General features: G+C 56.0%; 19 protein-coding genes. 17 read left to right on the top strand and 2 right to left on the bottom strand.

All coding sequences use genetic code 11. The annotated features are described in order from the left end of the window. From QMF38_RS12580 to QMF38_RS12565, 4 genes are read left to right on the top strand one after another with little or no spacing between them, the layout of a single operon-like run. Positions 1–417 carry a Zn-ribbon domain-containing OB-fold protein gene (locus QMF38_RS12580; protein ID WP_058094688.1) on the top strand — a complete coding sequence of 139 codons (417 nt, stop codon included), beginning with the start codon at positions 1–3 and terminating at the stop codon, positions 415–417. 51 nt (positions 418–468) lie between these two features. Beyond that, positions 469–2,100 carry a long-chain fatty acid--CoA ligase gene (locus tag QMF38_RS12575; RefSeq protein WP_058094687.1) on the top strand — a complete coding sequence of 544 codons (1,632 nt, stop codon included), beginning with the start codon at positions 469–471 and terminating at the stop codon, positions 2,098–2,100. 30 nt (positions 2,101–2,130) lie between these two features. Then, entirely contained in the window at positions 2,131–2,583 is a 453-nt protein-coding gene (locus tag QMF38_RS12570) for a MaoC family dehydratase N-terminal domain-containing protein (RefSeq protein ID WP_040288493.1), read from the top strand. Then, positions 2,576–2,998 carry a MaoC/PaaZ C-terminal domain-containing protein gene (locus QMF38_RS12565; protein WP_281759629.1) on the top strand — a complete coding sequence of 141 codons (423 nt, stop codon included), beginning with the start codon at positions 2,576–2,578 and terminating at the stop codon, positions 2,996–2,998. Before QMF38_RS12570 ends, QMF38_RS12565 begins: the two co-directional genes overlap by 8 nt. 129 nt (positions 2,999–3,127) lie before the next feature. Here the strand turns inward: QMF38_RS12565 and QMF38_RS12560 are convergent, their stop codons facing one another. Continuing rightward, positions 3,128–4,201, bottom strand: a complete 1,074-nt coding sequence (locus tag QMF38_RS12560) for a phosphotransferase family protein (RefSeq protein WP_281759628.1) — start codon at positions 4,199–4,201, stop codon at positions 3,128–3,130. A gap of 186 nt (positions 4,202–4,387) precedes the next feature. Here QMF38_RS12560 and QMF38_RS12555 point away from each other — a divergent pair, with 186 nt between their 5' ends. Next, positions 4,388–4,870, top strand: coding sequence for a ribonuclease H-like YkuK family protein (locus tag QMF38_RS12555; RefSeq protein ID WP_232302249.1), 483 nt, complete (start codon positions 4,388–4,390; stop codon positions 4,868–4,870). Here the strand turns inward: QMF38_RS12555 and QMF38_RS12550 are convergent. Next, the gene (locus QMF38_RS12550; protein WP_058094683.1) at positions 4,865–5,674 is read right to left on the bottom strand and encodes a glycosyltransferase; all 810 of its coding nucleotides are present in this window, start codon (positions 5,672–5,674) and stop codon (positions 4,865–4,867) included. The two genes, QMF38_RS12555 and QMF38_RS12550, sit on opposite strands and share 6 nt — an antisense overlap. 75 nt (positions 5,675–5,749) lie before the next feature. Here QMF38_RS12550 and yabG point away from each other — a divergent pair, with 75 nt between their 5' ends. The 12 genes from yabG to pth all read left to right on the top strand — a co-directional run bounded on the left by yabG (position 5,750) and on the right by pth (position 16,733). Next, on the top strand, positions 5,750–6,610 hold the full coding sequence (gene yabG / locus QMF38_RS12545; RefSeq protein WP_040288437.1) for a sporulation peptidase YabG: 861 nt from the start codon (positions 5,750–5,752) through the stop codon (positions 6,608–6,610). Positions 6,611–6,733: 123 nt separating this feature from the next. Beyond that, entirely contained in the window at positions 6,734–7,009 is a 276-nt protein-coding gene (gene veg / locus QMF38_RS12540; RefSeq protein ID WP_040288486.1) for a biofilm formation stimulator Veg, read from the top strand. Positions 7,010–7,175: 166 nt separating this feature from the next. Beyond that, positions 7,176–7,361 carry a small, acid-soluble spore protein, alpha/beta type gene (locus QMF38_RS12535; RefSeq protein WP_040288436.1) on the top strand — a complete coding sequence of 62 codons (186 nt, stop codon included), beginning with the start codon at positions 7,176–7,178 and terminating at the stop codon, positions 7,359–7,361. Between the two features lie 121 nt (positions 7,362–7,482). Then, the gene (locus QMF38_RS12530; protein ID WP_040288434.1) at positions 7,483–8,319 is read left to right on the top strand and encodes a cyanophycinase; all 837 of its coding nucleotides are present in this window, start codon (positions 7,483–7,485) and stop codon (positions 8,317–8,319) included. Further along, entirely contained in the window at positions 8,316–10,961 is a 2,646-nt protein-coding gene (gene cphA, locus QMF38_RS12525; protein WP_058094681.1) for a cyanophycin synthetase, read from the top strand. The genes QMF38_RS12530 and cphA overlap by 4 nt, the downstream gene beginning before the upstream one ends. A gap of 62 nt (positions 10,962–11,023) precedes the next feature. Continuing rightward, positions 11,024–11,905 carry a 4-(cytidine 5'-diphospho)-2-C-methyl-D-erythritol kinase gene (gene ispE / locus QMF38_RS12520; RefSeq protein WP_309298704.1) on the top strand — a complete coding sequence of 294 codons (882 nt, stop codon included), beginning with the start codon at positions 11,024–11,026 and terminating at the stop codon, positions 11,903–11,905. A 39-nt stretch (positions 11,906–11,944) separates the two neighbouring features. Then, positions 11,945–12,748 carry a pur operon repressor gene (gene purR / locus QMF38_RS12515; protein ID WP_006445667.1) on the top strand — a complete coding sequence of 268 codons (804 nt, stop codon included), beginning with the start codon at positions 11,945–11,947 and terminating at the stop codon, positions 12,746–12,748. A 33-nt stretch (positions 12,749–12,781) separates the two neighbouring features. Beyond that, positions 12,782–13,156, top strand: coding sequence for a RidA family protein (locus QMF38_RS12510; protein ID WP_006445666.1), 375 nt, complete (start codon positions 12,782–12,784; stop codon positions 13,154–13,156). Positions 13,157–13,279: 123 nt separating this feature from the next. After that, positions 13,280–13,591: a septation regulator SpoVG gene (gene spoVG / locus QMF38_RS12505; RefSeq protein ID WP_040288429.1), complete on the top strand. Its 312-nt coding sequence runs from the start codon at positions 13,280–13,282 to the stop codon at positions 13,589–13,591. 193 nt (positions 13,592–13,784) lie between these two features. After that, on the top strand, positions 13,785–15,197 hold the full coding sequence (glmU, locus tag QMF38_RS12500; RefSeq protein ID WP_074692682.1) for a bifunctional UDP-N-acetylglucosamine diphosphorylase/glucosamine-1-phosphate N-acetyltransferase GlmU: 1,413 nt from the start codon (positions 13,785–13,787) through the stop codon (positions 15,195–15,197). Further along, positions 15,187–16,131 (top strand): ribose-phosphate diphosphokinase, encoded by a 945-nt coding sequence (locus QMF38_RS12495; RefSeq protein ID WP_006445663.1) that lies wholly within the window; start codon positions 15,187–15,189, stop codon positions 16,129–16,131. The genes glmU and QMF38_RS12495 overlap by 11 nt, the downstream gene beginning before the upstream one ends. 29 nt (positions 16,132–16,160) lie before the next feature. Continuing rightward, on the top strand, positions 16,161–16,733 hold the full coding sequence (pth, locus tag QMF38_RS12490) for an aminoacyl-tRNA hydrolase (protein WP_074692679.1): 573 nt from the start codon (positions 16,161–16,163) through the stop codon (positions 16,731–16,733). Positions 16,734–16,819: the final 86 nt, after the last annotated feature.

The following is a 16,819-nucleotide window of genomic DNA, read 5'->3' as shown; positions in this document are numbered from 1 at the left end:
ATGACGATGCAGGCTAAGCCCGTTCCCGTTCTCGACACGGACTCACGCCCGTTTTGGGAAGGGTGTCGCCAAGGTGTCCTGCGCATCCAACGTTGCAAAACTTGCGCACGGTACGTATTTTACCCGCGCTCCATCTGTCCCCACTGCATGTCGGACGATCTCGTCTTTGTTGAGGCCAAGGGGCTTGGCACCGTTTATACCTACACGGTCGTGCATCGCGGGTTCGGGCCGTTTCAAGACGAAGTGCCGTTCACCATCGCGCTTGTCGATCTCGACGAAGGTGTTCGCATGATGACGCGCATTGTGGACGCGGGTGAGGGCATAGGGATTGGCGATAGGGTCGAAGTGGTGTTTAGCGAACGCGATGATGGCCTGGTACTTCCATACTTCCGACCTATTTTGAAAGCTAAGCGATAGACGGTGCGATGCATTCATGCTGGTATTCTCTTGAAGAGAGGTTGATGGAGCATGATGGACTATCCGCTTTTATTGAAATCTGTACTGTATCGCGCGAACACGGTATTCCCCGAGAAAGAAATCGTTTCTCGAGGTTTGCATGGCATCTTTCGATATACGTACCGTGATATGTACAAGCGAGTCTGTCGACTCGCTCATGTCCTTGGGGAAGTGCTTGGCGTAAAGCCCGGCGAGCACGTGGGATCGTTCGCTTGGAATCACCATCGCCATCTGGAATTGTACTTCGCTGTGCCGTGCTCAGAGCGCGTGCTGCACACCATCAATATTCGCTTGTTTCAGGAACAAATTGTATACACCATCAACCACGCCGAAGACAAGGTGCTGTTTATCGACGAAGATTTGGTGCCCCTCATCGAGAGCATTGCGCCGAAACTTACTACGGTTGAGGCGTACGTAATCATGACCGATGCTACGAGGCTGCCTCAGACCACGCTTGCACCTGTCTATTCGTACGAGGAATTGTTGGCGCAAGCGCCGGACGATTATGCATTTCCGACGTTCGATGAAAACACCACGGCCATCATCGGCTATACATCTGCCACAACTGGCAATCCCAAAGGCGTTCTTTACAGCCATCGCGGCCTTTACCTGCATTGTCTGACGTCGCTTATTGGAGAACTTGGCGTCGACGACGCGGACGTTACAATGCCGGTCGTGCCGATGTTCCATGTCAACGCCTGGGGCCGACCGTACTCAGACACTTGGATAGGAGCCAAGCAGGTCTATCCGGGTCCGCGTCCGCAGGCACAAGATCTTTGTGCATTGATTCACAACGAGCGCGTGACGTATAGCGCAGGCGTGCCGACCATCTGGATGGCCGTGCTCAACCATGTGCGCGAGCATCCTGGTATGTACGACTTTTCCTCTGTTCGTCTTTTCATGTCTGGCGGGTCTGCGCTATCGCCGACATTGACCGAGGCATACGAAAAGGAACTAGGCGTCAAGCTCTATCAGGGCTATGGTCAGACGGAGACCAGCCCCATCACGTTTGTCAGCTTTCCCAAGTCGTCACTCAAAGACCTACCGGAGCCGGACAAGTACCAATTTCGGGCGAAAACCGGGTTGCTTGTACCAGGGCTCGAAATGCGCATTGTCAATGCCGACGGCAAAGATGTTACACACGACGGCAAAGAGATGGGGGAACTGTGGTTACGCGGACCATGGATTATTGACTCGTATTACAAAGACGCCGAGAAGACGCGCGAAGCCTTTATCGACGGTTGGTTCCGCACAGGTGATATCGCGACAATAGACCAGCACGGCTATTTGCAGATTGTCGATCGCGTCAAAGATTTGATCAAGAGTGGCGGCGAATGGATTTCGTCTGTCGACTTGGAGAATGCGCTGATGGGTCACCCGGATGTACTTGAAGCGGCGCTGATTGCCATACCGCATGAAAAGTGGCAGGAAAGACCGCTTGCCTGTGTCGTGCTACGCGCTGACGCCCGCGGCAAGGTCGCAAAGGAGGAAATCCTCACATATCTGTCTGGTCGCGTGGCCAAGTGGTGGCTCCCCGACGATGTGGTGTTTTTAGAGGAAATTCCAAAGACGAGTGTTGGCAAATTCTCAAAAAAGACGCTTCGTGAATGGTGGGAGCAAGGTCGTTTGGCGTCCGCGTATTAAAAGCGAAGGGAGCGAGCTGTGGGCGTGGATATGCACGATTTTTTACCGCTGGTTGGCGTCTGGTCAGAGCCAGTGAAAAACGAAGTGGAAAAAGGCGCAATTCGAAAGTTTGCGCAGGCCATCGGAGATGACAATCCCCTCTATAGCAACGAGGAGGCTGCGAAGAAAAGCCGTTACGGACGCCTCGTGGCGCCGCCGACATTCAGCCGTACCTTTGACTACGGCCGTATCCCTAATCTCGTATTGCCGACGGCAGGACTCATCCATGGTGAGCAGTCGTATGTGTTCCATCGCCCCATCTTAGCCGGCGACGTGTTATATGCGAGCCAGGCGCTGGTCGATGTCAAGGAGCGATCCGGAAAGCTTGGGCGCATGATTATACTCTTGTTTTCGTACAAGGTGGAGAACGAAGCGGGAGACTTGGTACAAACGGCGACATCGACCATCATTTATCGGCCGGAGGGAGGTAACAGTCATGACTAAAGGCATGCGCTTTGGCGTCGGCGACCGGCTCGCGCCGCTCACCAAGCCGCCAGTGACACGCACGCAGTTGGTGATGTACGCGGGGGCATCCGGCGATTTCAATCCGATACACACAGTCGAGTCGTTTGCACAGGAGGCTGGGCTTGGCGGCGTGATCGCGCATGGCATGTTGACGATGGCATTTGTGGGGCAGATGTTGACCGATTTGTTTGGGGAATCCGGGGAACTGTCGACCTTCGGGATCCGCTTTATCGACATGGTCAGGCCCGACGATATCATCACATGCGAGGGCGTCGTGACAGAGGTTGAAGAAGCGGCGAATGGGCAGATTGTAACATGTGATGTTTGGGCGACAAAAGCGCCTGGGGACGTCAAGGTTGTCCAGGGTACAGCGCGCTTTCGTATATTTGCATAGGCTGGCCAGCACAGGCTGTGCGCGGGTGGCGTTGTGCCCTTTGCCGACACACGTGCACGCAGTCTACAGCGATCTGAGATTGACGCCAGGCGTCGCGCGAGTCATGCGTGGCGCCTGGCTTTTTGGTACCTATACGCCGGCGGTGCAAACCGCGTGTTCGATCAGCGTGCGTACCGCATCCCCGAAGTGAGCAAAGCGCGGATCGGTCGTCTTGCCCATTTTGTAACGAACATAAATCTGTTGCACGATCACGGCCAACTTAAACGTTCCAAGCACATAATAAAAGTTCACATGATCGACAGAGCGGCCGCTTGTGCGAGCGTAGATCTGTACGACTTCGTCGCGCCGCAAAAAGCCTGGCAGGACAGTGGCGGAAGGCAGCAGGCTGCGCAGCGGCTCTGGATCAGAGGCCTCCACCCAATAGCTGAGCATGACACCGAGATCGAACAGTGGATCTCCGATAGTTGCCATTTCCCAATCGACAATTCCGACGATTTCCGCAAGCGAGTTTGACTCAAAGAGCAGGTTATTGAGCTTAAAATCGTTGTGGATGACGGTGTGATTGTGCGTGTCTGGGATGTTGCCTGCAAGCCATGTCATCAAGGCGTCGGCTCCTGGTACGCTTTCACCGGTGCCCGATCGTCGAAAACGCTCCATCCAACCCTCAACCTGCCGTCGTAAAAAGCCATCGGGGTGTCCGAAAGTATGAAGCGCTGTCTCTGCAATGTCTACGTTGTGCAACTCGACGAGCGCGTGCACGGCTTGTTCGCCAACGGCTCTTGCTTTCTCCGGCGTAAATGGCACATGGGACGGGAAGGCCGTGTCGATGCAGATGCCTGGGCGATATTCCATCAGGAAGAAGGGTACTCCCATGATGGTTGTGTCCTCACAGAAAGCGTACGGTTGCGGCGCCTTGGGGAAGTGTGGATGCAATTCGGCCAGAAAAGCGGATTCTCGCTTCATGTCATGGGCTCGCGGAGGCAGTGGTCCGTGTGGGGGGCGACGCAGCACGGCCATCCATGACCCGCATTGAAGCAAGTAGGTCAGATTGGAAGCACCAGTTGGAAACTGCACCACATCTAAGTGTGCACTTTGGTCAGATGGTATGAGCTTTTCGCGGACGAGATATGCCCGAACAGCCTCGGTATCAAACGCATCTTCCGACCGCACGGCGATGGTACCCGGGATATCGTGTATGTTCATAGCGAGGACCCCTCAGGACATTGTGTGATCTGGGAAATACGGTTTCTATTATGCGAAACGGGAGTTTTGTATGCAAGCGCTTTCCATACTGTGTCCGCACTGCCCTATCACGGGGCCTAACGGCTTTTACACGTGACCATCGCCTTTGGGAAGAATATACTAGTAATAGCATAGGGGGCGATGGGCATGATGATGTTCCGAAGTCCGACGCTAGGCACACTGACGTTGGCGCAGGTCGCCGACGATATCATTCGTGAACGGCGATTACATGCAGCCGATAGGTACCGTTTAATCATCGGTACCGATTCACAGCCGCGTGAGCGGCTACACGAAGCAACGTTTGTTACGGCGGTGATCTTGCATCGTGTAGGACACGGCGCCCGCTATTATATCCACAAGGAAAACCACACCAACATGCGTGCGCTCAGGCAGCGCATGTTCACCGAAGCATCCCTCTCCATCCAGACAGGCGGTATCCTTAGCGAATATCTACAACAGGACGCAGACAAGTGGCACATCGAAGTTCATCTCGACATCGGCGAGGCTGGCGAAACCAAGCAGTGGATTCGCGAAATTGTCGCCTGGATCGAGGCCAATGGCTACGAGGCCCACATCAAGCCCGATTCGTTTGGCGCCAGCAAGGTGGCGGATCGCTACACGAAGTCATAGCTTTTGTCCTGTGCAGAACGAACTTGCATAATCGATCAGCACGGACCACTCCCGACCGGGCAGGGCCGACAGAACGGATATACGGTCGCCTTGAAGGCCAAGGTGCGTTGCTGCAATACGGGCGTCCAGGCGAATCAAGTCGGCAAGTCGGCGATTGTGGGATACGGAGCGCGAGCGGTTGCCGACCAGGCCGATATTCCAACCGCGAAATCCTCGCCAAACCCAACCGGCTTGTACCGTCGCGGCAAACCAGGCGCCGGGCGATCCTAGCCAAATAGGCGACACGGATTGGAACACCGTGCGCGGCACGTATTGCGGCAGAAGGCACGGTATAGGCTTGTCACATGTCAAAGCAACGTCCAACACCGGCAGCCAAGCGGAACGAATGGCCTCGGCAAGGGGGCCGTGTTGCAAGCTACCCGCATCAATACCCACAATGGCTCTTGGTACCGCTTGCGCTTCGTCGATGAATGCCTGCAACATCGGTCCAAATGAACCGCCCCAGTCTCCGTCAATGAATAAAAGCGCAGCCAGATCCTGCTTTGACCATGCACGCAAGGCAGCTATGGCGCCGATCGCGCGTGGCACGTCGTGCCCCAGCGCACGCTGGAACTTGATGATGCGCACATCCATGCCATGCACCGCCAAGGCTTTCTCACTGGTCGCGTCCTCGCTTCCGTTGTCGACGATCACGACTTTCTTGACACCTGCGCGCAGCAATTGGCGCAGCACATTGCCAATGGTTTGCGCTTCGTTGTATGCCGCGACGATAGCTACGGTGGTTTGCCTTCCATCTTTGCTCATGAGCCGCCTCCGCGTCTGTCACATCGAACTGACCTTGCATATCGTATGGCAGAGTCGTTCGTGAGGGGTGGTTGCATGTGGAAAGCGGGCGAAATGGTCACGCGTAAGTCCTACGGCAAGGACGTCTGCTTCGTCGTCGTCGAGGTGGATAACGCCACGGAAACGGCAATCCTTAAGGGGATCGACGTGCGTTTGATGGCAGACGCGCCTTTTGACGATTTGGAGCGCGTGAGCGAAGATGAACTTCGTCAATTTGAGGCGGCCCGGAATCAGGTTGAGGGCGAGTGTTTACGCCTGATTCAGTCAAGGCGCGCACATGAGTATGAAAAGCGAGCTCTGCGGCGCGAGAGCCGCTTCCAAAGCAACCCGGATTTTTTTGAGCGGCCCGGCCGGGTTCTGCACTTGGACGGCGACGGAACGTATTTGCAAAAGTGCATGGCCATGTATCGGGAACTCGGGATCCGGGCGGTTGGCCAACACGTGGCAGAATCGCAGATGCCTGATAAAGTTATCGGCTTGCTGGAACAGTATGAGCCGGATATCTTGATTATTACCGGTCACGACGGCGTCATCAAAAAGGGCAAGGATTGGTCGGATATACGCAATTACCGGAACTCCCAAAACTTCGTGCGGACGGTCGCCAATGCACGGAAGCATGTGCGCAATATGGATGATCTCGTGATTATTGCAGGTGCCTGTCAGTCGCACTTCGAGGGGATCCTCGATGCCGGGGCCAACTTTGCCTCATCCCCGCAGCGCATTATGATCCACGCGCTTGATCCGGTGTTCATTGCGGAGAAAATTGCCTTTACACCCATTCATGAAACGGTCAATTTGTACGATGTCGTCAAATCGACATATACGGGAACCGACGGTATCGGAGGGTTGGAATCAAGAGGGAAATACAGGCTGGGGTTGCCTAGATCAGCGTACTGACGGGCCGTCAACGTCGTAAATTACCCATTGACAACGAAAAACATACGCTGATATAATGTTTGAATTTTGTTGACATAGCCTCTTTGCCGTGCTATAATCAAGCGCGGAAAGAGGTGGTGTGTGTTGGCCAAAAATGCGCTCCACGAAATTAAAAAGAGTCTGGATGGACTCATCGGCGAACGCGTACTCCTTCGTGCAAACGGAGGACGTCGTAAGACGGTTGAGCGCTTCGGGGTTTTGGAAGAAACGTATCCGTCTGTCTTTGTGGTGAAGCTTGACCCGCCTGACGGATCGTTTGAGCGCGTTTCGTACAGTTACGCTGACGTGCTGACTGAAACTGTTGAGCTCATGCTGTGCACAGAGGACGGCAACACCGCGAAGTTCGCTGTTGAACAATGAGATATTACGATGTTACATCGTTGTAGGCGAGGCGCGAGCCTCGCTTTTGTTTTGTCGAGAATTGTCGTGCCAAAGGCCTGCTTGTGTCACTCGTATATTGGGATAAAGGTGACACAAGTGCGGCATATTAGGAACTGTCGTCCTCTGACTCAGGGAGGGATTTGGCATGGCAAGGCATGGCGGAACGATGTCCGATGCGTTGAAAGTGGAACTTGCGAAGGAACTCGGGTTTTACGACACCGTCCAGAAAGAAGGATGGGGCGGAATTCGAGCGAGAGATGCAGGGAACATGGTCAAACGCGCCATCGAGATCGCAGAGCAAGCTATGGCAGACAAAACCGGGCAGAGGTGACGACGATGGCCGGGCGCGTTCCCGGCCATTTTTGTTGGAATATACTCCAACCTGCGTGGAAAAAGTACTAGCATCGCCTATCCGCAGGCGGCGCTCATAGGTACGCGAGGAGGAGAACCGTTTGGCAAGTCAGTCGGGGCCATTGGTTATTGTCGGCGGCGCCGAAGATAAAACGGGCGAGTGCCGCATTCTTCGAAGGTTCGTCGAACTCGGGGGCGGGAAGCACGCGCGCGTGCTCGTGATTACGGTCGCAACGAAACTTCCAGTGGAAGTCGGTGCGGAGTACATCGACGTGTTTCAGCGCATCGGCGTGGAAGACGTGCGGACGTTTGACGTGTCGCATCGAGATGCCGCTAATGCTGCGAGTGCGATTCAAATGATCGAGCAGGCGACCTGTATTTACTTTACTGGAGGGGATCAGCTCCGGATTACGAAGCTGCTCGGCGGCACACGCGTGGATGCAGCGCTACACGAGGCGCATCACCGCGGCGTTGTGCTCGGTGGGACCAGCGCGGGTGCCTCGATGATGTCAAGTACGATGATTGTCGATGGCCAGGCGGAAACCAATCCGCGACCCTCGATCGTGGACATGGCACCGGGCATGGAGTTTCTTGACGGCTGCGTAATCGATCAACATTTTGCACAGCGAGGTAGGCTTGGTAGATTGTTGTCGGCAGTCGCCCAGTATCCGCATCATCTTGGCCTTGGGATCGACGAAGATACGGCCGTCATTGTGCGCGATCACGTCTTGCAAGTGATTGGCCGGGGGGCCGTAAGCATTGTGGATGCAGGGAAGGTGTCATATTCAAATCTGGATCGCGTGCGGCGGGACGAGTCGCTGGCCTTATGCGGCGTCCAGTTGCACATGTTGCCCGAAGGGTGCGGGTTCTTACTGCGCGATCGAAAACCAATTCCCGATTTTGAACAATGGCTTCACCGCAAGGAGCTTTCCTCATGAACATTCAATCAGTTCGGCATTTCGAAGGCCCGAACGTCTATCTGTATAAACCCATCCTTGTCGCGCGCATTCACTTGGGTGAATGGACGGAAAAAGAGAGCGTGGATTACCCTGGCTTCACGGAACGCCTGCTCGCGCTTTTGCCGGGACTTGCCGAGCACCACTGTGCCAAAGGTGCGCCAGGAGGCTTTGTGGAGCGCCTTCAGGGCGGAACATATTTCGGGCACATCTGTGAACACGTCGCCATTGAGTTGGCAAACTTGGCTGGGCTCGGCGTCAACTATGGCAAGACGGTGTATGCCGATGGTCCGGGTATCTACGACATTGTCTTGGAATGTGCATGCTTTGAGACGCAGCGCTGGTTGCTCTTGCAAGCAGTGGAACTTGTCCGCGCACTCAGTCGCAACGAACGCGCGCCAGATGTTGCGCAGATCATCACGGAGGCGCGCGACATCTATGCGCAATACCAACTTGGCCCAAGTACCCAGGCCATCGTTGATGCCTGTAAGCGACGAGGCATTCCGGTTCGCCGCCTGCAAGGCAGTTTCTTGGAACTGGGGTACGGCGTCCATCGCAAGCGGGTTGAAGCGACGATTACGCAAAAGACGTCATGCGTCGGTGTCGACATCGCGAGTGACAAGGCGTTTACCAAACGTTTGCTGGAAGACGTGGGGATTCCGGTGCCTTATGGCGGGGTTGCCACATCGCCCGAGGAGGCAGTCGGTTGGTTGCACGACGTGGGGGCGCCGGTCGTTGTAAAACCGCTGGATGGTCGCCAGGGCCAGGGTGTCTCATTGAATTTAACGACAGAAGACGAGGTGCGCAAGGCGTTTGCTGTTGCGTCGGAATTTTCGCGAAGCGCCGTCATCGAAGAGTACATCCCTGGATCCAACGTCCGTTTGCTCGTCGTCGACGGGCGCTGTGTGGCTGCATCGTTGCGCCAACCTGCGATGGTGGAGGGCGACGGCAAGGCGACGATTCGCGAGTTAATTGAGCGGGTGAATCAGGATCCGAGGCGGGGAGTCGGGCACGAAAAGCCGCTCACGCGCATCGCGATCGACGCGGTTGTCGAAGCGGCTTTAGCAAAGGCTGGCTACACACTTGAAAGTGTCCCGGCACAGGGAGAACGCGTCACGGTACGCGACAGTGCCAATCTATCAACAGGTGGCGAAGCTTGTGATGTCACGGATGTGATCCACCCGACGTACCGGAGAATTGCGGAACAGAGTGCGATGCACATTGGGCTCGACGTGTGTGGCGTCGATATGGTGATCCGCTCGCTGAATGAACCTGCAGCGCGTGGCAATTGCGCGGTGATCGAAGTCAACGCGGCGCCAGGCATCCGCATGCATGAACATCCTTCCCAGGGCGAGCCGCGGCGGGTGGCTGAGGCGATTGTGGAGTCGTTGTTCCCAAATGGCCAGAACGGGCGTATTCCCATCATCTCCATCACGGGCACCAACGGCAAGACGACGACCTCGCGCCTGGTTGCGCACGGCTTTGCCACGGCTGGCAAAACGGTGGGTCACACGTCGACAGGCGGCGTCTATATTGGCGGCACGTTGGTACAACCAGGCGATACGACAGGACCGCGCAGTGCTCGCTTGGTGCTCTCTCATCCAGAAGTAGAGGTCGCTGTGCTCGAGACCGCGCGCGGCGGCATCATCCGTGGCGGTCTTGCCTACGACTACGCGGATGTCGGGGTCATCACAAACATCTCGCTCGATCACGTCGGTCAAGATTGCCTCGATTCCATCGATGACATCGCGCATGTCAAAGCATTGGTAGGCGAGCGTGTGCGCCCGGGTGGAATCGTTGTGCTCAACGCCGACGACGATCGCGTCATGGCGATGCGTTCCCGCTTTCAGGCTGAGGCCTTTTTGACCTCTTCGTCGCAGCGGAACGAGCGGATCGCCCGCCATATTGCAGCCGGCGGCACTGCATTTTACGTGGAAGATGGACAGATTGTCGAGGCGAATGGGCGCGTGCGGCGGACCGTTGTTCCCGTTGCCGAGATTCCCATTACGTTAGGCGGCACTGTCGGTTTTCATGTGGAAAATGCCTTGCTTGCGACCGCGGCGATGCGTGCGGCAGGCCTTCCTCGGCGCTTGGTCGCAAAGGCCTTGCGGACGTTTGAACCGGATCGCAATCAAGGGCGTTGTGCAATGTTTCAGTTGCAGAATGGCGCTCATGTCATCCTTGACTATGCTCACAATCCAGCGGGCTTTCAACGCGTCGGCGAGTGGCTGGCGCGGGTGCCGCACAAGCGGCTGCTAGGTGTTGTTGGCGTTCCGGGAGACCGGGCCGATCACGTCGTCGAGCAGGCAGCACAAGCGTTGGCGCCATGGTTCGATCAGTTCATCGTCAAAGAGGATCAGGATTTACGGGGACGCAAACCGGGCGAGATCGCCCGCATTCTGCAGACAGCCATTGCGCAGGCGGTGCCTCACAAGCCAGTGGCGGTGGTCTTGTCGGAGGTGCAGGCGATGGAGGCGGCACTATGCGACATGCAAGCCGGGGATGTGTTGTGCGTCTTCTACGAAAAGTTGGCACCGCTTGAGCAACGACTGACCCAGTTGGGTGCAGTGCGCGTCCACGAGCTTCCGGTGCAGTCGGATGGTCCTAGTTACGCGATGCTGTAACCGGATCTTGACTTTGCCGCTCCACCTCGGCATGCTAGTCCTAGTCGAGGTGGGGCATTTTGTTGTTTAAGCGGGCGTACGCGAAAATCAACTTGACGTTGGACGTATTGGGTCGCCGCGACGACGGGTACCACGAGGTTGACATGGTCATGCAAAGTATCGACCTATCCGACTTGGTATGGCTCGATAAGCGCCCGGCGGGAGAGGTGACCATTGAAAGCACATCGGCTGCCATTCCTGTCGACGAGCGCAACCTCGCGGTGCAGGCGGCGCACTGTTTTTTTGAGCACACAGGCATAGCTGCAGGCGTGCACATCCAGCTTGAGAAGCACATTCCGATTGCGGCCGGCTTGGCAGGCGGATCGAGCGATGCGGCTGCGGTTCTACGCGGGTTGAACGAGTTGTTCGGAACCGGTATGTCGCTCGAGGAACTGTCACAAGTGGGGGCTCGCATTGGTTCGGATGTGCCGTTTTGCATGTATGGCGGTACGGCAATTGCGCGCGGTCGTGGCGAGAAATTGACACGCATTCCTTATGTGCTTCCGATGTTTGCGGTGCTCGTCCATCCACGTCTGTTTGTGTCGACGGCGGAGGTCTATCAGGGGTTACGACCGGATGACTTTACGGACAGCCCGGCAAGTGCAGCGATGGTGAGTTGTCTGGCGGAAGCAAACGGACAGGGGATCGCTCCCTTGGTGCGTAACGCATTGCAGCGCGTCACGTTTGACATGTATCCGGAATTGCGGGCCCTGGCCGAAAAGGTTGAAGCAGTGACGCACCATCCTGTGCACATGTCGGGCAGCGGTCCGACGTTGTTTTGCCTTGCTGTGACGTCGGGACAGGCGCAGCGGATGTACAACGCCTTGCGCGGGATTATGAAAGACGTGTACATATGCCGCTTTGTCGGCGCTGAAGAAGTGGTGGGGCAAACTGCCGCTGAGTAAGAGTAGGAAACGCCCAGTTCGCGGGAAAGGAGCGTCGCCATGCAGCGACAGGAACGACTGATTCGCCTGACCCAGCGACTTGTCGAACAACCTGCGGCGCCGCTTCATGTGACACAGCTCGCAGATCGATGGGGAGTCGCAAAATCGACGCTAAGTGAAGATATTGCGCTCATTCGGGAGACGTTTGCGGGCGCAGGAACGGGGAACGTCGAGACGATGGTAGGCGTCCAGGGCGGCGTGCGCTATCGGCCCGTTGTCGCCCATGACGACAGAGCTGCATTTCTGGGTGAACTTGCGGCGCGACTCTCCGATCCGGACAGGGTGTTAGCGGGGCAGTTTGTCTACCTGTCGGACGTTCTGGGGGATCCGGATGTTCTCGATTTTGTTGGGCGGTTAGTGAGTGCGCATTTTCAACACGCGGGCGTCAACGTCGTCGTGACGGTAGAGACCAAGGGCATTACGCTCGCGGCATCGGTGGCTCGCTACCTCCACGTTCCCATCGCGATTGTACGGCGCGACCAACGCGTTACCGAAGGGGCGTCCGTGACCACGCATTACGTATCTGGATCGGCGAAGCGCATTCAGACGATGTCGCTCAGTAAGAGGCTGGTGCCAAACGACGCGCGGGCCCTTATCGTCGACGACTTCATGCGGGCGGGTGCGACCGCGAGGGCAGTGGCGCAATTGTTGGCCGAGTTCGATGCCGAAGTGGTTGGCACAGCCGTCTTTATGGCGACTGCGATGCCGGTGGCCAAGATGGTCGATTCATACGTGGCTCTGTTACAAGTGAACGAAGTCAGTGAGGCTGGTATTGAAGTTCGCCCGTTTCCCTTAACACAATGATGATGGGCGAGAAACCCTTGAGGAGGATGTAGCATGGATATCATTCAAACGAATGACGCACCGGCCGCGATTGGCCCGTATTCACAGGCAGTCAGTGTTGGTCCGTTTTTGTATACCTCGGGACAAATACCGCTGACGAAGGAAGGCCACATCGTTGAGGGTGGTATCGCCGAGCAGGTCGCGCAGGTGTTTGCGAACTTGGACGCAGTCCTCAAAGCTGCAGGTAGCACGCGCGAGCAAGTCGTCAAGGCGACCATTTTTATGACGGATCTCGCGGAATTTCAGGTCGTCAATGAGGCGTGCGCAAGTTTTTTTGGAGATCATCGACCGGCGCGATCGACGGTACAAGTTGCGGCCCTTCCGCGCGGGGCGCGCGTAGAAATTGAATTCATTGCGTATCGTGGTTGATGTACCGCATGTACGTGAATTTTTGAATAATGTATGACGTTTGATGCAGGAGTTTACCGCCTCGATGTTGAATTGGTGTTTTAGGTAGAACTGACCAATCGCGACATCAGGGTGGTGAAAAGGGTGCAAATCACCGATGTAAGGCTTCGCAAGGTTGCGACAGAAGGCCGTATGAAGGCGATTGCTTCTATTACCATTGATAGCGAATTCGTAGTCCACGATATTCGCATTATTGATGGAAACAATGGGATGTTTGTTGCGATGCCGAGTAAAAAGACCCCAGACGGCGAATTCAGGGACATCGCGCATCCCATTTCTGCATCGACGCGGCAAAAGATTCAAGAGGCAGTCCTCGATGCGTATTTCCGCGATGCTCAACAGCCCGGCGAAACCATCCAGGCGGAAGAGCAAGTGGTCGGTGAGACGACCAGGTAAAGCGTACCCCTGGAAGGGCAACTGACCTTTTTGAACAACTTTTGAATCTTGTTTGAAAAGTCCCTGGCAAATGCCAGGGCTTTTTTGTGGATAAGGGCGTTTGAAATTGAAATCGCAAATGTCCTTCAGGTACACTGGGGGTCGACAACATCAGTCAAGATCCGCAGTGTTACGTTGTGTGGGGGAGATCCGAATGACGAGGAGTGCCATTGTGTTGGCCGCTGGCCATGGCACACGCATGAAATCGCAGACGCATAAGGTGTTGCATCCGGTCTGCGGGAAACCGATGATTCACCATATTCTCGACACACTCGAAGAGGTGGGCGTCGACCAAATTGTCGTTGTCGTCGGCCAGCAGCGGGAACGCGTGGCGGCAGCAGTCGCTGGGCGTGCAGACATCGCAGTTCAAGAAGCTCAGCTTGGTACTGGCGACGCCGTCAAGGCGGCTCTTCCCACATTGCGTTCGGATACAAATACCGTGGTCGTGCTGTACGGCGATGCGCCGCTCATCCGTCCGCAGACGATTGCAAGTATGTTTGAGGCGCGCGAAACGACTGGTGCAGCGGCGGTCGTATTAACGGCCTCTGTTCCAGATCCGACGGGATTAGGGCGTGTCTTTCTGGATGACGAGGGCGGCGTTCTTCGCGTCGTCGAGGAAAAGGACGCGTCTGTTGAAGAGCGCAAGCATCGAATAATCAATACTGGCATTTACGCATATCGGCTGGACGCACTTCAAGCGTCGGTGGGTCGGTTACAAGCAGATAACGCTCAACGTGAATATTATTTGACGGACACGCTCGCCATCCTTCGTACCGACGGCGAACGCGTGATTGCCCGGATGGTCGAGGATCCTTTGGAAATCGCCAGTGTCAATGATCGCGCACAACTGGCGCACGTCGAGCAGATTTGCCGCCACAATATCGCCACGCGATGGATGCGCGAAGGTGTGACCATTGTTGATCCAAGCAATACCTATATCGATGCCGACGTGGTGCTCGCTCCGGATGTTACACTGTTGCCTGGGACGTTGCTCAGCGGTCGCACGGTAGTTTGCGAAGGCGCGGTGATCGGCCCGCATACCAGGCTCGTCGACACGCGGGTTGAAGCGGGTGCCGTCGTGCAGAATGCGGTTGCGGTGGAAAGTGAAATTGGTGAGCAAGCTCAAGTTGGGCCGTTTGCCTACCTGCGGCCGGGTTCGCGCGTTGGTAAGCGCGTCAAGATTGGCGATTTCGTCGAAGTCAAAAATAGCAATATTGGCGACGATACAAAGGTAAGTCACCTCGCGTACGTCGGCGACGCAGACGTGGGTAGCCAAGTGAACGTCGGCTGCGGCGTGATCACGGTCAACTACGACGGCGAGCGCAAACACAGAACGGTGATTGGCGACAACAGTTTCGTCGGATCGAACGTCAATCTTATCGCGCCGCTCGTCATCGGCGAGGGGGCGTACATCACGGCCGGATCGACCGTCACAGACAACGTAGGGGATGACGCGTTTGTCATCTCTCGCGTTCCCCAAACGACGAAGCCGAACTATGTACGAGCGTGGAAAGCGCGCAAGCAGAACCAGAATCTCGTGAAAGGCGGGGACGACAGTGGCCATTGACAGCGATTTGAAGCTTGTCACGGGAAACGCCAATCCAGCCTTGGCGCAGGAAATTGCTGATTATATTGGCGTCTCTTTGGCCGAGTGCAAGGTCAGCCGCTTCAAGGACGGCGAAGTGCAGATCAAGCTGGGCGAGAGCGTTCGCGGTAGCAACGTGTTTATTATTCAACCGACGAGCGCGCCGGTCAATGAGCACCTCATGGAGTTATTGATCTTGATCGACGCTGTCAAGCGAGCGTCGGCGCGCACCATCAACGTTGTCATTCCGTATTATGGATATGCGCGTCAGGACCGCAAGGCGCGCGCTCGCGATCCGATCACGGCAAAATTGGTCGCCAACCTGCTTGAGACAGCAGGGGCTTCCCGCGTGATCTGCATGGACTTGCACGCAGGTCAGATTCAGGGCTTCTTCGACATCCCGCTGGATCATTTGATTGGCATGCCGATTCTGGCTGATTATTTTCTGGACAAGCAAATTGAGAATCCCGTCGTCGTGTCGCCAGACATGGGTGGTGTGACGCGAGCCCGCGCATTCGCCGAGCGGCTGGGGGCGCCTTTGGCCATCATCGATAAGCGACGTCCCGAAGTCAACGAAGCAAAAGTGATGAACATCATCGGCGATATTGAGGGCAAGACGGCTATTCTTATCGACGACATGATCGACACCGCCGGAACCATCTCGGCAGGGGCCAGCGAGTTGTTGGCACGGGGAGCGAAAGGTGTTTACGCGTGTTGCATTCACCCGGTGCTGTCCGGTGCCGGGGTCGAGCGCATCGCGAAATCCGAGATCCAAGAAGTCGTAGTCACCAATACGATTGCCTTGCCGGAACATAAGCGGATCGATAAAATTCGCGTCTTATCCGTAGCCGAACTGATTGCCGAGGCCATCATCCGCGTGCATACACAGCGCTCCATCAGCCAGTTGTTTGACTGAGCGCCATCGCCACAGGAGGATACAGACTTTTGAAAGCAATCATTGGGCTTGGTAACCCAGGCTTCAAATACGAACGAACCCGGCACAACGTCGGCTTTTGGGCGATCGATAACGCCGCTCAAAGGCTCGGCGTCGTTGTCGATCGCGCCAAATTTCAATCGCTCATCGGTGAGGCGCGGATTGCGGGGGAACCAGTTCTGCTCGTGAAACCGCAGACGTATATGAACGTAAGCGGAGTTGCAGCTGCCGAGATCGTCCGCTTTTACAAATTGGATGTCGAGCAAGACATCTTGGTGATATACGACGATATGGATTTTCCACCCGGTCAACTCAAACTGCGTGCGCGCGGTTCGGCGGGCGGGCACAACGGTGTGGTATCGCTGATACAGTCGTTGGGAACGGATACCTTTTGCCGTATTCGCATCGGCATCGGGCGTCCACCGCGTGGATCCGACATCATTCCGTATGTGCTGGGCACCTTCCCTGAAGAGGAGCGCGTGCGGGTGGAAAAGGCAGCCGCGGCCGCCGCGGAGGCGGCAATGCATGCCGTCGAGCACGGTTTTGAACATGCGATGAATCAATATAACCGCGTTTCGTTTTAGTTGGATCGGCTTGTGCGTGCAAATTTGCTGTGTGACGTATGTCCATTTTGTTCTACCCCCATACTAATGGCAGACATCGTTGTCGG

This window comes from Alicyclobacillus hesperidum subsp. aegles, assembly GCF_027923525.1.
Classification (GTDB): domain Bacteria; phylum Bacillota; class Bacilli; order Alicyclobacillales; family Alicyclobacillaceae; genus Alicyclobacillus; species Alicyclobacillus aegles.
The sequence above is the reverse complement of the archived record's forward strand: the minus strand, read 5'-3'. Positions and strand labels throughout refer to the sequence as shown.

What these genes read in the sequence shown, in the direction of transcription:
- QMF38_RS12535 (WP_040288436.1), top strand. Translation starts at nt 7,176, where the DNA reads ATGGCAAGGCATGGCGGAACGATGTCCGATGCGTTGAAAGTGGAACTT.
- QMF38_RS12580 (WP_058094688.1), top strand. Translation starts at nt 1, where the DNA reads ATGACGATGCAGGCTAAGCCCGTTCCCGTTCTCGACACGGACTCACGC.
- QMF38_RS12510 (WP_006445666.1), top strand. Translation starts at nt 12,782, where the DNA reads ATGGATATCATTCAAACGAATGACGCACCGGCCGCGATTGGCCCGTAT.
- QMF38_RS12550 (WP_058094683.1), bottom strand. Translation starts at nt 5,674, where the DNA reads ATGAGCAAAGATGGAAGGCAAACCACCGTAGCTATCGTCGCGGCATAC.
- QMF38_RS12575 (WP_058094687.1), top strand. Translation starts at nt 469, where the DNA reads ATGATGGACTATCCGCTTTTATTGAAATCTGTACTGTATCGCGCGAAC.
- cphA (WP_058094681.1), top strand. Translation starts at nt 8,316, where the DNA reads ATGAACATTCAATCAGTTCGGCATTTCGAAGGCCCGAACGTCTATCTG.
- yabG (WP_040288437.1), top strand. Translation starts at nt 5,750, where the DNA reads ATGTGGAAAGCGGGCGAAATGGTCACGCGTAAGTCCTACGGCAAGGAC.
- glmU (WP_074692682.1), top strand. Translation starts at nt 13,785, where the DNA reads ATGACGAGGAGTGCCATTGTGTTGGCCGCTGGCCATGGCACACGCATG.
- QMF38_RS12570 (WP_040288493.1), top strand. Translation starts at nt 2,131, where the DNA reads ATGCACGATTTTTTACCGCTGGTTGGCGTCTGGTCAGAGCCAGTGAAA.
- QMF38_RS12565 (WP_281759629.1), top strand. Translation starts at nt 2,576, where the DNA reads ATGACTAAAGGCATGCGCTTTGGCGTCGGCGACCGGCTCGCGCCGCTC.
- QMF38_RS12560 (WP_281759628.1), bottom strand. Translation starts at nt 4,201, where the DNA reads ATGAACATACACGATATCCCGGGTACCATCGCCGTGCGGTCGGAAGAT.
- QMF38_RS12555 (WP_232302249.1), top strand. Translation starts at nt 4,388, where the DNA reads ATGATGATGTTCCGAAGTCCGACGCTAGGCACACTGACGTTGGCGCAG.
- purR (WP_006445667.1), top strand. Translation starts at nt 11,945, where the DNA reads ATGCAGCGACAGGAACGACTGATTCGCCTGACCCAGCGACTTGTCGAA.